Origin of the sequence: Streptomyces sp. NPDC021224 (assembly GCF_044332905.1) — a bacterium.
Lineage (GTDB): Bacteria > Actinomycetota > Actinomycetes > Streptomycetales > Streptomycetaceae > Actinacidiphila.
Genome location: NZ_JBIRPW010000008.1, coordinates 1 through 12969, shown reverse-complemented (window position 1 = coordinate 12969; position 12969 = coordinate 1). Strand labels below are relative to the sequence as shown.

11 protein-coding genes and 2 pseudogenes are annotated in these 12969 nt (G+C 74.0%); 4 read left to right on the top strand and 9 right to left on the bottom strand.

The window, feature by feature from the left end; genetic code table 11:
- The first annotated feature begins 5 nt into the window (after nt 1–5).
- On the top strand, nt 6–1448 hold the full coding sequence (locus ACH4PY_RS20945) for an MFS transporter (RefSeq protein ID WP_398184741.1): 1443 nt from the start codon (nt 6–8) through the stop codon (nt 1446–1448).
- 100 nt (nt 1449–1548) lie between these two features.
- Here ACH4PY_RS20945 and ACH4PY_RS20940 read toward each other — a convergent pair whose 3' ends face one another.
- Entirely contained in the window at nt 1549–3309 is a 1761-nt protein-coding gene (locus tag ACH4PY_RS20940; RefSeq protein WP_398185820.1) for an acetyl/propionyl/methylcrotonyl-CoA carboxylase subunit alpha, read from the bottom strand.
- A 467-nt stretch (nt 3310–3776) separates the two neighbouring features.
- Between ACH4PY_RS20940 and ACH4PY_RS20935 the strand changes: the two genes are divergently transcribed.
- A complete protein-coding gene (locus tag ACH4PY_RS20935) occupies nt 3777–4265 on the top strand; it encodes a hypothetical protein (protein ID WP_398184738.1) in 489 nt (162 codons plus the stop codon).
- A 64-nt stretch (nt 4266–4329) separates the two neighbouring features.
- Here ACH4PY_RS20935 and ACH4PY_RS20930 read toward each other — a convergent pair whose 3' ends face one another.
- The 4 genes from ACH4PY_RS20930 to ACH4PY_RS20915 form a co-directional block, all read right to left on the bottom strand.
- A complete protein-coding gene (locus tag ACH4PY_RS20930; RefSeq protein WP_398184735.1) occupies nt 4330–4953 on the bottom strand; it encodes a nucleoside triphosphate pyrophosphatase in 624 nt (207 codons plus the stop codon).
- 105 nt (nt 4954–5058) lie between these two features.
- Nucleotides 5059–5196: a morphogenic membrane protein MmpB gene (mmpB, locus tag ACH4PY_RS20925; protein ID WP_398184732.1), complete on the bottom strand. Its 138-nt coding sequence runs from the start codon at nt 5194–5196 to the stop codon at nt 5059–5061.
- A gap of 109 nt (nt 5197–5305) precedes the next feature.
- Nucleotides 5306–5521: an acyl-CoA carboxylase epsilon subunit gene (locus tag ACH4PY_RS20920; protein ID WP_398184729.1), complete on the bottom strand. Its 216-nt coding sequence runs from the start codon at nt 5519–5521 to the stop codon at nt 5306–5308.
- A gap of 59 nt (nt 5522–5580) precedes the next feature.
- Nucleotides 5581–7170, bottom strand: coding sequence for an acyl-CoA carboxylase subunit beta (locus tag ACH4PY_RS20915; RefSeq protein WP_398184726.1), 1590 nt, complete (start codon nt 7168–7170; stop codon nt 5581–5583).
- Between the two features lie 284 nt (nt 7171–7454).
- On the opposite strand from ACH4PY_RS20915, the gene ACH4PY_RS20910 reads away from it, so the two are divergent.
- Nucleotides 7455–8312 (top strand): biotin--[acetyl-CoA-carboxylase] ligase, encoded by an 858-nt coding sequence (locus ACH4PY_RS20910; protein ID WP_398184722.1) that lies wholly within the window; start codon nt 7455–7457, stop codon nt 8310–8312.
- A 495-nt stretch (nt 8313–8807) separates the two neighbouring features.
- On the top strand, nt 8808–9881 hold the full coding sequence (locus tag ACH4PY_RS20905; protein ID WP_398185817.1) for an adenylate/guanylate cyclase domain-containing protein: 1074 nt from the start codon (nt 8808–8810) through the stop codon (nt 9879–9881).
- 161 nt (nt 9882–10042) lie between these two features.
- Here ACH4PY_RS20905 and ACH4PY_RS20900 read toward each other — a convergent pair.
- The 4 genes and pseudogenes from ACH4PY_RS20900 to ACH4PY_RS20885 all read right to left on the bottom strand — a co-directional run.
- Nucleotides 10043–10222: pseudogene (locus ACH4PY_RS20900) on the bottom strand (alkaline phosphatase family protein); the annotation flags it as partial.
- Nucleotides 10219–10796, bottom strand: a pseudogene (locus ACH4PY_RS20895) (alkaline phosphatase family protein). The pseudogenes ACH4PY_RS20895 and ACH4PY_RS20900, both read right to left, overlap by 4 nt.
- A 381-nt stretch (nt 10797–11177) precedes the next feature.
- On the bottom strand, nt 11178–12590 hold the full coding sequence (locus tag ACH4PY_RS20890; RefSeq protein ID WP_398184719.1) for a condensation domain-containing protein: 1413 nt from the start codon (nt 12588–12590) through the stop codon (nt 11178–11180).
- Nucleotides 12587–12835 carry a phosphopantetheine-binding protein gene (locus ACH4PY_RS20885; RefSeq protein ID WP_398184716.1) on the bottom strand — a complete coding sequence of 83 codons (249 nt, stop codon included), beginning with the start codon at nt 12833–12835 and terminating at the stop codon, nt 12587–12589. The genes ACH4PY_RS20890 and ACH4PY_RS20885 overlap by 4 nt, the downstream gene beginning before the upstream one ends.
- Nucleotides 12836–12969 lie beyond the last annotated feature (134 nt).

Sequence of the window (12969 nt, the reverse complement as noted above, 5' to 3'; positions counted from 1 at the left end):
CAGCCATGTCCACGCCCGTCCTGCGCGACCAGGAGACGGCCGGCCGCGCCCCGGCCCCCGCCGAGGCACACCCGTACCTCGCCCTCACCGTCATCGTCGGAACCCAGCTGGTGCTCATGCTCGACCTCACCGTGGTGAACGTCGCGCTGCCCCGTATCGGCTCCGGCCTCGGCTTCTCGCCCACCGGCATGTCCTGGGTGCTGAACGTCTACGCCCTCGCCTTCGGCGGCCTGCTGCTGCTCGGCAGCCGCGTCGGCGACCTCATCGGCCGCCGCCGGGCGCTGGTGTGGGGCGTCGCCGCCTTCACCCTCGCCTCGGTGCTCGGCGGTGTCGCCAACGACGCCGCCACGCTGCTCGTCGCCCGCGGCCTCCAGGGCGCCGCGGCGGCGCTCGCCGCGCCCAGCACCCTCGCCCTGATCGCCACCACCTTCCGCGAGGGCCCCGAGCGCATCCGCGCGCTCAGCGTCTTCTCGGCCGTCGCCGGCGGCGCCACCACGATCGGCCTCACCCTGGGCGGCATGCTCACCAGCTGGGGCTCGTGGCGCTGGGTCTTCTTCATCAACATCCCCATAGGCGCGGCCGTCGTGCTGCTCGGCCCGCGCTGCATCCCCGAGACCGCCCGGCACCGCGGCGGCCGCTTCGACATCGCGGGCGCGCTCACCGGCACCCTCGGTACCGCCTCGCTCGTCTACGCCTTCATCCGCGTCGGCGAGACCTCCTGGGGCGACTCCCGGGCGCTGGCCACCTTCGTGACCGCGGCCGCCCTGCTGGCCGCCTTCCTCGTCAACGAGACCCGGGTGGAGCACCCGCTGGTGGTGCTGCGGCTGTTCCACGACCGCAACCGGCCGCTGGCGTACGCGGTGATGATGCTGCTGCCCGCCGCGATGGGCAGCATCTTCTACTTCTCCACCCAGTACCTGCAGATCTACCTGCACTACAGCCCGATCAGGACCGGCCTGGCCTTCCTGGCGCTGTCCCTGCCGCTGCTGGTCGCCGCGCGGATCGTCCCCCGGGCGCTGGCCGCCGGGCGCAGCCCGCGCGTGGTCGCGACCGTCGGCCTGTGCGTCTCGCTGGCCGGCGCGGTCTGGAGCACGCGGCTCGGCGCGTCCGACGGCTACGCGCGCGGGGTGCTGCCGACGATGATCCTCATGGGCTTCGGCATCGGCCTCACCATGATGCCGCTCAACACCGTCATCCTGTCCGGTGTCGCGCCCGCGGACGCGGGGTCGGCCTCCGGGCTGCTCCAGACGATGCAGCAGGTCGGTGCGAGCCTCGGCCTGTCGGTGCTGGTCACCGTCTTCGGCACGGTCTCCCGCCACCACCGGCAGGACCCGTTCATCCACGGCGTGGACGCCGCCTTCGCCCTCGCCGTCGTCTTCGTGGCCGCCGCGCTCGCGCTGGTGCTGGCCCTGCGGCTGCCGTCCCGCACACCGGCGGCGGCCGACTGACGGCCGGTCACCGCGGGGCGACGTACGCGCGCGGCGCGGCCTCCCGGGCGGGAGGCCGCGCCGCGCGCGTGAGCGACGGCCTGCGGCCGTCTCAGTCGTGTCAGTCCTTGATCTCGCAGATGACCGCGCCCGACGACACCGAGGCGCCGACCTCGGCCTTCAGGCCGATGATGGTGCCGGAGCGGTGCGCGTTGAGCGGCTGCTCCATCTTCATGGCCTCCAGGACAACGATCAGGTCGCCCTCGGTGACCTGCTGGTTCTCCTCGACCGCGACCTTGACGATGGTGCCCTGCATGGGCGAGGGCAGCGAGTCGCCGGACACCGCCGCCGACGCGCGCTGGGTGGCGCGCCGCTTGGGCTTGGCGCCCGCGGCCAGCCCGGTGCGGGCCAGGGTCATGCCGAGCGACGCCGGGAGCGACACCTCCAGGCGCTTGCCGCCCACCTCGACGACGACCGTCTCGCGCGGGCCCTGCGCCTCGTCATCGTCCGCCGGCCCGCCCGCGAAGGGCGGGATCGTGTTGACGAACTCGGTCTCGATCCACCGCGTGTGGACGGTGAAGGGGCCCTTCGGCGGCGCGAACGCCGGGTCCCGGACGACCACGCGGTGGAAGGTCAGGGCCGTGGCCATGCCCTCCACCTGGAACTCGTCCAGCGCGCGGGCCGCCCGCTGGAGGGCCTGCTCACGCGTCGCGCCGGTCACCACGAGCTTGGCCAGCAGCGAGTCCCACGCCGGGCCGATGACGCTGCCGGACTCCACACCCGCGTCGAGCCGCACACCCGGGCCGGACGGGGCGACGAACTTCGTCACCGTGCCGGGCGCGGGCAGGAAGCCCCGGCCCGGGTCCTCGCCGTTGATCCGGAACTCGAAGGAGTGCCCGCGCAGCGGCGGGTCGTCGTAGCCGAGCTCCTCGCCGTCGGCGATCCGGAACATCTCGCGCACCAGGTCCAGCCCCGAGACCTCCTCGGTGACCGGGTGCTCGACCTGGAGCCGGGTGTTGACCTCCAGGAAGGAGATCGTGCCGTCCTGGCCGACGAGGAACTCGCAGGTTCCCGCACCTTCGTACTTCGCCTCGCGCAGGATCGCCTTCGAGGCGGCGTACAGCTGTGCGTTCTGCTCCGGCGTCAGGTACGGCGCCGGGGCCTCCTCGACGAGCTTCTGGTGGCGGCGCTGCAACGAGCAGTCACGGGTGGAGACGACCACCACGTTGCCGTGCTTGTCGGCCAGGCACTGCGTCTCGACGTGCCGCGGCCGGTCCAGGTAGCGCTCCACGAAGCACTCGCCGCGCCCGAAGGCGGCGACCGCCTCGCGCACCGCCGAGTCGTACAGCTCCGGGACCTCCTCCAGCGTGCGGGCGACCTTCAGGCCGCGTCCGCCGCCGCCGAAGGCGGCCTTGATGGCGATCGGCAGGCCGTGCTCCTTCGCGAAGGCCACGACCTCCTCGGCGCCCGACACCGGGTCGGGCGTGCCCGCGACGAGCGGGGCACCGGCCCGCTGGGCGATATGACGTGCCGCGACCTTGTCGCCCAGGTCGCGGATGGCCTGCGGCGGCGGGCCGATCCAGTTCAGCCCGGCGTCCAGCACGGCCTGCGCGAACTCGGCGTTCTCCGACAGGAAGCCGTAGCCGGGGTGCACGGCGTCCGCACCCGACTCGGCCGCCGCCTTGAGCACCTTCGCGATGTCCAGATAGCTGGTGGCCGGTGTGTCGCCGCCCAGTGCGTACGCCTCGTCGGCCGCGCGGACATGCAGCGCGTCCCGGTCGGGGTCCGCGTAGACGGCTACGCTGGCGATCCCGGCATCCCGGCAGGCGCGGGCGACGCGTACTGCGATTTCACCGCGGTTGGCGATGAGCACCTTGCGCACGATGGCTCCCTCCATGAAACAAGCCGAGTTTAGGTACTGGCCACACTCGATGCCGAGGCACCCCTGCACGTGAGCTTGCCCACACGGAGGGTGATCCGTGAACCACCGCACCCCGTGAACTCCAGCTCAGTCCACGGTACGGCCCTGCTCCCGCCCATGTCCCGCTCTACCGGGCGCGGGTCGAATCTCGCTCGGAGTCGGTGCATGGAGTTGACGCTTCTTTGTGGGAATCCCACGAAGAGTCCGCGGAAAGTTTGCGGCCGGGTCCGTCCTGACGGGTGACGGCGCGCCGCCGGAGGCGCCCCCGGACCCCGGCCGCCCGGCCGCCGCCCCCCGGACGGCGGTCACGGTTGCGCACCGGTGGCCCGAACGCCTGTCACGACCCTTGCCCGCCCTCTTACCCGTGAGTAGCCTGCGACCCCATGGACGGCCGTCGGAGGGGGGACAGGGTGCGCAGAGGGATAGCCGTGGCCACAGCGGTGGTCCTGGTGCTCGAAGCACTCGGGGTCGCCTTCGTGAACTGGGTGCTCGGCCTGGCCGTACGCCACCAGGACATGTCACTGGCCGGCCTCGACCCGGACGGGATGGCCGTCGGCTCGTGGGTCGCGGGCGGGATCTTCGCCCTCTTCCTGCTGCTGTGCGCGTTCCTGACGGCCCGTGTCGCGGTACGCCAGGAGCCCGCGCCGCTGCTCACACGGATCGTGCTCATCGTCTGCGCGGTGGTCCACGGGGTGCTCGGCGCGATCGTCGTCGGCCTGGTGGGCTGGCTCGCCTTCGCCGCGCTCATGGTCGTCCTCGGCCTGCTCGTCGGCACCCTGCTGCTCTACGCGCCCGAGAGCGCCCGGGAAGCGCGCGCCGGCGCGGGCGGCCCCGGCGGCACGGGAGGCGGCTCCGCGCCGCAGAACCCGCCGCCCGCCGCACCGCCGGGCGCGCCGCTGCCGTCCGCCGGGCCCTGAGCGGGCTCTGAGCGGGCTCTGAGCGGGGGCGGACGCCGGACGGACGCCGGGCGGACCGGGGGGCCTACACCCACAGGTCGGTGACGCGCACTCCCAGCTCGCCCAGCAGGCCGCGCAGCAGCGGCAGGGACAGCCCGATGACGTTGCCCGGGTCGCCGTCGATGCCCTCGACGAAGGGCGCGGACCGCCCGTCGAGCGTGAAGGCGCCCGCGACGTGCAGCGGTTCGCCGCTCGCCACGTAGGCGGCGATCTCCGCGTCGTCCGGACGGCCGAAGCGCACGGTCGTCGACGCCGTCGCGGAGACCTGGCGGCCGGTGGCCCGGTCGATGACGCAGTGGCCGGTCTGGAGCACCCCGGCGCGGCCGCGCATCGCCTGCCAGCGGGCGGTGGCCTCCGCGGAGTCCGCAGGCTTGCCGAGCGCCTGGCCGTCCAGCTCCAGGACGGAGTCGCAGCCGACGACCAGCTCGCCGCCGTCCGCGTCGAGCATGCCGCCGCGCGCGACCGCCGCGGCCTTCGCCTCGGCCAGCACGCGCGCCAGTTCGGCGGGGCTGTCGGCGTGGATCGCCTTCTCGTCCACCCCGCTGACCACCACCCGGGGGTCGAAGCCCGCCTGCTTGAGCAGGCCGAGGCGGGCGGGGGAGGCGGACGCGAGAACGAGCACGCGGCGGGGCGGGGTCGGCGAGGTCATCGCCCCATCGTAGGCGCGGCCCCACGACCGGACCGGCCCCACGACCGGACCGGCCCCACGACCGGACCGGCGGCCCCGTACCCGGGGGCCGCACTCGGGGCCCGCTCACACCCGCAGCGTCGCGATGACCATCAGCAGCGCCGCGACGAGCGCGGCCACCACCATCGCGCGGCGCAGCTTGCGCAGCGCCTCCCGGGTGTCCTCGGACGGTTCGTCGCGTCGTTGATCGTCGGGCCAGAGCATGCCCACCAGGGTGCTCGCGGGGCGGGCGCGGCGCCTGAGTACGCGTACTCAAGCGGAACGGCCCGCTCGGCATGGCCCGTTCCGGCCATGGCCTCGGCGCCGCCCCGGCTCAGGAGGGCCAGGCCGACGCCCGCCACGCGCCCGGCGCCGGGCGGGGCAGGGCGCGCGGCACGGTGCGCTCCGGCGCCGACCAGCCGGACCGCCGGGCGGCGGGCGCCTCGGGCTCCTCCGCCCCGGCCGCCGCGGCCCGCGCCTGGACCAGCGCCACGACGGCCGCCAGCTCCTCCGGCGTCGGCCGCCCGCGTTCCACCTTGATCTCGACCACCGCTGAACTCCCTTCCCCGGCTCCGGTCCTGCCCCTGCCGCTGCCCCTGCCCCGACCCGCTACAGCGGGATGTTGCCGTGCTTCTTCGGCGGCAGGCTCTCGCGCTTGTTGCGCAGCGTCCGCAGCGCCTTGATCAGCTGCACCCGGGTCTGCGAGGGCGCGATCACCGCGTCCATGTAGCCGCGCTCGGCGGCGATGTACGGGTTCAGCAGGGTGTCCTCGTAGTCCGCGATCAGCCGGGCCCGCAGCTCGTCGGCCTCCTCCGGGCTGCCCGCCTCCGCGAGCGTGCGCCGGTGCAGGATGTTGACCGCGCCCTGCGCGCCCATCACCGCGATCTGCGCGGTCGGCCAGGCCAGGTTGAGGTCCGCGCCCAGGTGCTTGGAGCCCATGACGTCGTACGCGCCGCCGTACGCCTTGCGCGTCACGATGGTGATGAGCGGGACGGTCGCCTCTGCGTAGGCGTAGATGAGCTTGGCGCCGCGGCGGATGATGCCGTCCCACTCCTGGCTCGTGCCGGGCAGGAAGCCGGGGACGTCCACGAAGGTGAGCACCGGGATGTTGAACGCGTCGCAGGTGCGCACGAAACGCGCGGCCTTCTCCGACGCCTTGATGTCCAGGCACCCGGCGAAGTGCAGCGGCTGGTTGGCGACCACACCGACCGGGCGGCCCTCGACCCGGCCGAAACCGGTCACCACGTTCTGGGCGTAGAGCGCCTGCGTCTCCAGGAACTCCCCGTCGTCCACGATGTGTTCGATGACCTTGTGCATGTCGTACGGCTGGTTCGCCGAGTCCGGGATCAGCGTGTCCAGTTCCAGATCCGCGTCCGTGACGGCGAGTTCGGCCTCGGTGGCGAAGGCGGGCGGCTCCTCCAGGTTGTTGCCCGGCAGGTAGGACAGCAGCGCCTTGACGTACTCGAAGGCGTCCTTCTCGTCCGCGGCCAGGTGATGGGCGTTGCCGGACGTGGAGTTGTGGGTGCGCGCGCCGCCCAGCTCCTCCATGCCGACGTCCTCGCCGGTGACCGTCTTGATGACGTCCGGGCCCGTGATGAACATGTGCGACGTCTGGTCCACCATCACCACGAAGTCGGTGATCGCGGGGGAGTACACCGCGCCGCCCGCGCACGGCCCGGTGATCAGGCTGATCTGCGGAATCACCCCGGAGGCAAGGGTGTTGCGGCGGAAGATCTCGCCGTACAGGCCGAGTGAGACCACGCCCTCCTGGATCCGGGCGCCGCCGGAGTCGTTGATGCCGATGACCGGGCAGCCGGTCTTCAGCGCGAAGTCCATGACCTTGACGATCTTCTCGCCGAAGACCTCGCCGAGCGCCCCGCCGAAGACCGTGAAGTCCTGCGAGAAGACCGCGACCGGGCGGCCCTCGACGGTGCCGTAGCCGGTCACCACGCCGTCCCCGTAGGGGCGGTTGGCCTCCAGTCCGAAGTTCGTGGAGCGGTGCCGCGCCAGCTCGTCCAGCTCCGTGAACGAACCGTCGTCCAGCAGGAGTTCGATCCGCTCGCGGGCGGTCAGCTTGCCCTTGGCGTGCTGCTTCTCGACCGCGCGCTGGGAGCCCGCGTGCGCCGCCGCCTCGATACGGTGACGCAGGTCCGCGAGCTTGCCCGCGGTGGTGTGGATGTCGTAGTCCGGCTCGGCCATGGCTCGGCGGCTCTCCTGCTCTGGGCTGCTCGCGGCGGCTCACTGGGGTGCGGGCGGGGGTACGGGCGGGGTACCGGACGGCGCGTACGCCTCCCGGACGTCGGCTGCTTCTTAACTGGTCAGTAACGCTGTGCTCGGTAGCGTAACGGCGACTCTCCGGTACGGGCACTGCGGCGTTCACCACACTGCACCACCACGGCCCCCGCGGCCCGCCCCGCGGCACGCTTGCACCCGGCGTGTCCCGGGCGTCCGTCCGGGCACCGCGGGCTCGTAGTGTGGGCCCCATGACGACAAGCCGCTGGTCCGACCTCGACCGCCCGCCGCTCAACGAGACCGCGCTGCGCCGGGCCGTCGTCGGCTCCCCGCTGTGGACCTCGCTCGACGTCGTCGAGGCCACCGGCTCCACCAACAGCGACCTCGCCGCGCGCGCCGCCGCCGGGGCCGCCGAGGGCGCGGTGCTCGTCGCCGAGGAGCAGACGTCCGGGCGCGGGCGCCTCGACCGGCGGTGGAGCGCCCCCCCGCGCTCCGGGCTGTTCTTCTCCGTCCTGCTCCGGCCGGGTGCGGCCGGGGCCTTCGGCAAGCCCGTGCCCGTCGACCGCTGGGGCTGGCTGCCGCTGCTCGCCGGGGTCGCCACCGCCACCGCGCTGTCACGCACCGCGGGCGTCGACACGGCACTCAAATGGCCCAACGACCTGCTGCTCACCCTCGACGGCGACGAGCGCAAGGCGGGCGGCATCCTCGCCGAACGCACCGGCGAGAACGGCGTCGTCATCGGCATCGGCCTCAACGTGTCGCTGCGCGAGGACGAGCTGCCCGTCCCCACCGCCGCCTCCCTCGCCCTCGCGGGCGCCGCCACCACCGACCGCGATCCGCTGCTGCGGGCCGTCCTGCGCTCCCTCGCCGACTGGTACGAGGCCTGGCGCACCGCGGGCGGCGACCCCGACGCCTCCCGGCTGCGGCAGACCTACGCGGCGGGCTGCGCGACCCTCGGCCGCCAGGTCCGCGCGGAACTCCCCGGCGACCGCGAGCTGTCCGGCACGGCGGTCGGCATCGACGACGACGGCCGCCTCGTCATCGCCACGGCGGAGGGCGAGCACGGCGTCGGCGCCGGCGACGTGGTGCACCTGCGGCCCTCGGACTGAGCGGGCCGCCGCGTGCGAGTGCGCGGGGGCGCGCCGGGCCGTGCGGGCTGGTGAGGGGCACCGCGGGGGGTGCGGGGACGCGCCGGTGACGGCCGTCCCGGTGACCGTGCCGCGCGCCCGCCGCCGTACCGGCGAGATCCGGCTCCCGGTGAGAGTGAGCTGCGGCACACCTGCCGTATCGTTGACTCGCTGCGTCGTCTCGATGATCGGAAGGGCTGTGCGCAGGGATTCCACAGGGGCCGTACGGTGAGCGCGGACGACCCGGGCCCCCCCGCTCCGGAGCCGGGCCGCGCCGCGGGCTCCCGCGGCGACCGCGACACGGGCGACCGCGAGCCGGGCGACCGCGACCCCGGCGACCGCGAGCCCGGACCGGACGAGGGCGAGCAGCCCGCGCCGCCCGCGTCGGCCGCGGAGCCCGGCGTCCCCGCGGACGACGGCACCTTCGTCGTCGAGTCCGCCGAGCCCGAACCCGTACGCGCCCCCGGCGAGCACGGGATGCCCGCCGCGTACGGCAGGGCGGGCGAGGCCGCCGCGGAGGCGGGCGAGCACCCGCTCGCCCTGCGGCTCGAACAGCTCATCCTCGGCGCGCCCCGCCGCTACACGCCCTTCCAGGCCGCGCGCACCGCGGGCGTCTCCATGGACCTGGCCGCCCGCTTCTGGCGCGCCATGGGCTTCGCCGACATCGGCCAGGCCAAGGCGCTCACCGAGGCCGACGTCCTGGCGCTGCGGCGGCTCGCGGGCCTCGTCGAGGCGGGTCTGCTGAGCGAGTCCATGGCCATCCAGGTGGCCCGCTCCACCGGCCAGACCACCGCGCGGCTCGCCGACTGGCAGACCGACTCCTTCCTCGAAGGCCTCACCGAGCCGCCCGAGCCCGGCATGACCCGCGCGGAGGTCGCGTACCCGCTGGTCGAGCTGCTGCTGCCGGAGCTGGAGGAATTCCTCATCTACGTGTGGCGCCGCCAGGTCGCGGCCGCCACCAGCCGGGTCGTGCAGTCCGACGACGAGGAGGCCGTGGACCGGCGGCTCGCCGTCGGCTTCGCCGACCTCGTCGGCTTCACCCGGCTCACCCGGCGGCTGGAGGAGGAAGAGCTCGGCGAACTCGTCGAGGCCTTCGAGACCACCGCCGCCGACCAGGTCGCCGCGTACGGCGGGCGGCTCATCAAGACCCTCGGCGACGAGGTGCTCTTCGTCGCCGACGACCCCGGCACCGCGTCCGAGATCGGCATCCGCCTCATCGAGACGATGACCGGCGACGAGACGATGCCCGCGCTCCGCGTCGGCATGGCCTTCGGCACGGTCACCACCCGGATGGGCGACGTGTTCGGTACGACGGTCAACCTCGCCTCCCGGCTCACCTCGATAGCGCCGCGCGACTCCGTCCTGGTCGACGGCGACTTCGCGGAGGCCCTCGGCGAGGCGGGCGACGCGCCGCTGTCCGAGGCGGACGCCGACGCGGAGGCGGCGGATACCGCGGACGCGGCGAAGTACCGGTTCGCGCTCCAGCCGATGTGGCGCCGCCCGGTGCGCGGCCTCGGCGTGGTCGAACCCTGGCTCCTCACCCGCCGCTGACCCCCGCCGGGGCCCTCACGCCCGGGGCTGCCCCTTGCGGTGGCCCGCGCGACCTTCCCGCGGTGGGGCTGGTCGCGCAGTTCTCGGCGCCCGTGGGCGGCGATGAAGGCGGTCTTGGCGAAGACCTCGGGGTTGTCGGCGAGGGCCGCGAGCAGCCGGGCGGTGAGGTTCTCGCCGTCCGGCGGCGCGTAGTTCGCGTGCTCGGACAGCGCGGCGGGCGCGACGCTCCACGACACCTGCGGCAGCCTGTCCGCGGTGACGTCGGCGGCGAAGGCCGCGACCAGCACGTCGCCCATCTTCCACGGGTTGCCCTGGTCGGTGACGGCGCCGACCTTCTTCATGCCGCGCTCGTAGAGGGAGTCACCGGGCTTGGCATTGCGGAAGGAGGTGAACCAGGCGAGCGCGTTGTCGTCGAAGTCTCCTGCGCCTGGTAGGTCTTCCAGCTGATCCCGGCGGTCTCCAGGCGCTCGGCGTAGGTCGTCCACTCGAAGCCGGGCTCGGAGTTGTCGATGACCGCCTGGTCGCGCACCGTGCCGCCGCTGGTGCCGGTCATGAAGTGCTCGCGGTTGGGGTTGGTGGAGGTCTCCGTCGAGCAGTAGTAGCTGTCGCAGACGGTGAAGACCGAGGCGAGCGCGTTGCAGAAGGGCATGTCCGCGGGCTCGTAGTAGCCCTGGCCGAGCCAGCCGCTGCTGCGCCGGGTCACGTAGCCGTCGGCGATGCCGTCGCTGCGGGCGTTGAGTGAGTCGCCGAAGCCGAAGGCGGGGGCGCCCTGCTGGTAGGCGTTGGTGTGGGCGGCGTACATCGCGAAGGGCGCGAGCCAGCCCTCGGGGCGGGAGGGGTCGGGCTGCTGGAGGACCGGCCTGCCGTTGGCCCCCGTACGGCGGCGCGGTCGCCGAAGCCGCGGACACCCTGCATGGTGCCGTAGTAGTGGTCGAAGGCGCGGTTCTCCTGCATGAAGATCACCACGTGCTGGATGTCGTCGAGCCGGCCGGAGCGCACGGACGCGGCGAGCGCGGTGCGCAGGCTCAGCGGGAGGGCGGCCGGCACACCGGTGGCGGCGGCACCGCCGAGCAGCGTCCGGCGGGAGACGTCCGGTCTTTGCGTTCATGGGTCTGTGTCTCGCTTCGCGGGTCGAGGGGGGACCTGGTTTGGACTAGACCCGTAATGATGACGTGACTTATATGACCGGGAACGGCGCGCCGGGAGAAGAGCGGACGACCGGGAGCCGACGTGCGGGCGGCCGCGGCGGGCGGGCGGAACCGGGGAGGGGACGCGCGGCCCCTGCGCCGCCCGCGCTCAGCCGATGCCCAGGGCCGGGGGGATCGCCGCGAGCGGCACGTCCGCCGTGGCCGCCTCGCACAGGACCGACTCCAGGCCCGAGAGCACCGCCGGGATCGCCGGGGCCGGCACCAGCCGGGTGTCGGCCAGCAGCGAGACCTGGCAGTCCGCACCCTGCTGCGCGAGGACGAGGCAGAAGGCCATGTCGTTGACGTCGTAGCCGCGGACGAACGCCGGACCGCGCGCGGACCGCGGGTACGGGCCCGGTCCCGGCGGGAGCCGCCAGTCGCGGCTGAGGCGGGCGTCGTTGAAGTAGCCGCTGAGGTCGAGCGGGTGGGCGCGGGCGCCGTCGAGTTCGGCGGTGAGGGCGTCGAGTGACGCCGGGTGGAAGGACGCCCGCAGGTAGGAGGTCGCCGAGCGGCGGTAGACCGCGCGGACCGCGTCGTCCAGGGTGCCGCCCGTACCGCCGTCGTGGACGTACAGCCCGTCCTGCGCGGTCGCGGCCATGTAGCGCTGCTGCCGCTCGGTCACCCGGTTGCCGGTGATGAGCAGCATCGGCACCGTGTCCTGGCCGCGCAGCGCCGCCAGCGCGGTCGCCGCGAGCGTGAGCATCACCGCGGAGCTGGACGTACGGGTGCGCTCGGCCACGGCGACGGACCCCGCAGCGAGCGCGGTGGAGGTCAGCCACCACTGCTGGATCGGCGGGGAGGCGGGCGCGTGCGGCGGACGCGGCGCGGCGTCGGGCACCTCCGCGAGCCGCGTCCGGAAGTGCCGCATCGCGCGGGCGTCGTCGCGCAGACCCCGCTCGGACCGCTCGTACGCGGCCTGGTCGAGCGGCTGCCACTCCGGCGGGCTGACCCGGCCCCCGGCGACCAGGCGGCGCAGCGCGGTGCCGACGAGGTCGGCGGACCAGCCGTCGAAGGTGAGGTGCGAGCACACGACGGCGACCGCCCGCACCCGTCCGCCGCTGCACACCAGGCTGAAGCGCACCGGCCATTCGTGGCTGTGCCGGAAGGGCTCGGCGGCGAGCTTGCGGGTCCGCCGCTCCGCGAACGCCGCGAGCGCCCCGGCCCCGGCCTCCGCGCCCAGCTCGCACACCTCGACCAGGTGCGTGCCCTCGGCGGCGGCGGTCTGCCACGGCTCCCCGGCGCGGTCGGAGAAGCGGGTGCGCAGCACCTGGTGCGTCTCGACGAGGCGCCGGACCGCGGCGAGCGCCTGCGGTACGTCGGGGCCGGGCACGGGCAGGGTGATCACCTGGCGCAGGCTCAGCGTCGCGAAGGCCGCCCCGTAGCGCAGCAACGGGTGCCACATGTGGAACTGCCCCCAGGCGAGCGGCCCTTCGCCACCGTCGGTCGTGAACGGCACCGGCTCCCACGTCACGCGCGGCGGCGCGGGCCGGCTCGTGGCCGGGGCGGGCGGCGCCTCGGTCACCGGGACTCCAGGTGCGCGGCGAGGGCGTCGAGGTTGTCGACCAGGTCCCAGCCGTCACCGTCGAGATCGATCTCGACGTCGTACTCGTCCTCCACCGCGTCGACCAGCCGCATCCGGGACAGCGACGACAGGCCCAGGTCGGACAGCGGGGCCGTGCTCGCCAGGGCCTGACCGGCGGTGATCGCGCCGTCCGAGGACTCCGCGACGAGCTGGGCCAGGCGTTCCTTGATCACCGGGGTGCTCATGCTGTTCCGTCCGTTCCGTGGATGCTCTCGCTCTCACCGAGCAGTTGGTCGGCTTCTGCGTCGGTGAGTTGGTCGAGTTCGGTGAGGAGTGCGTTTTCGAGGGCTTGGGCGACGGCTTCGACGGTGCGGTGGTC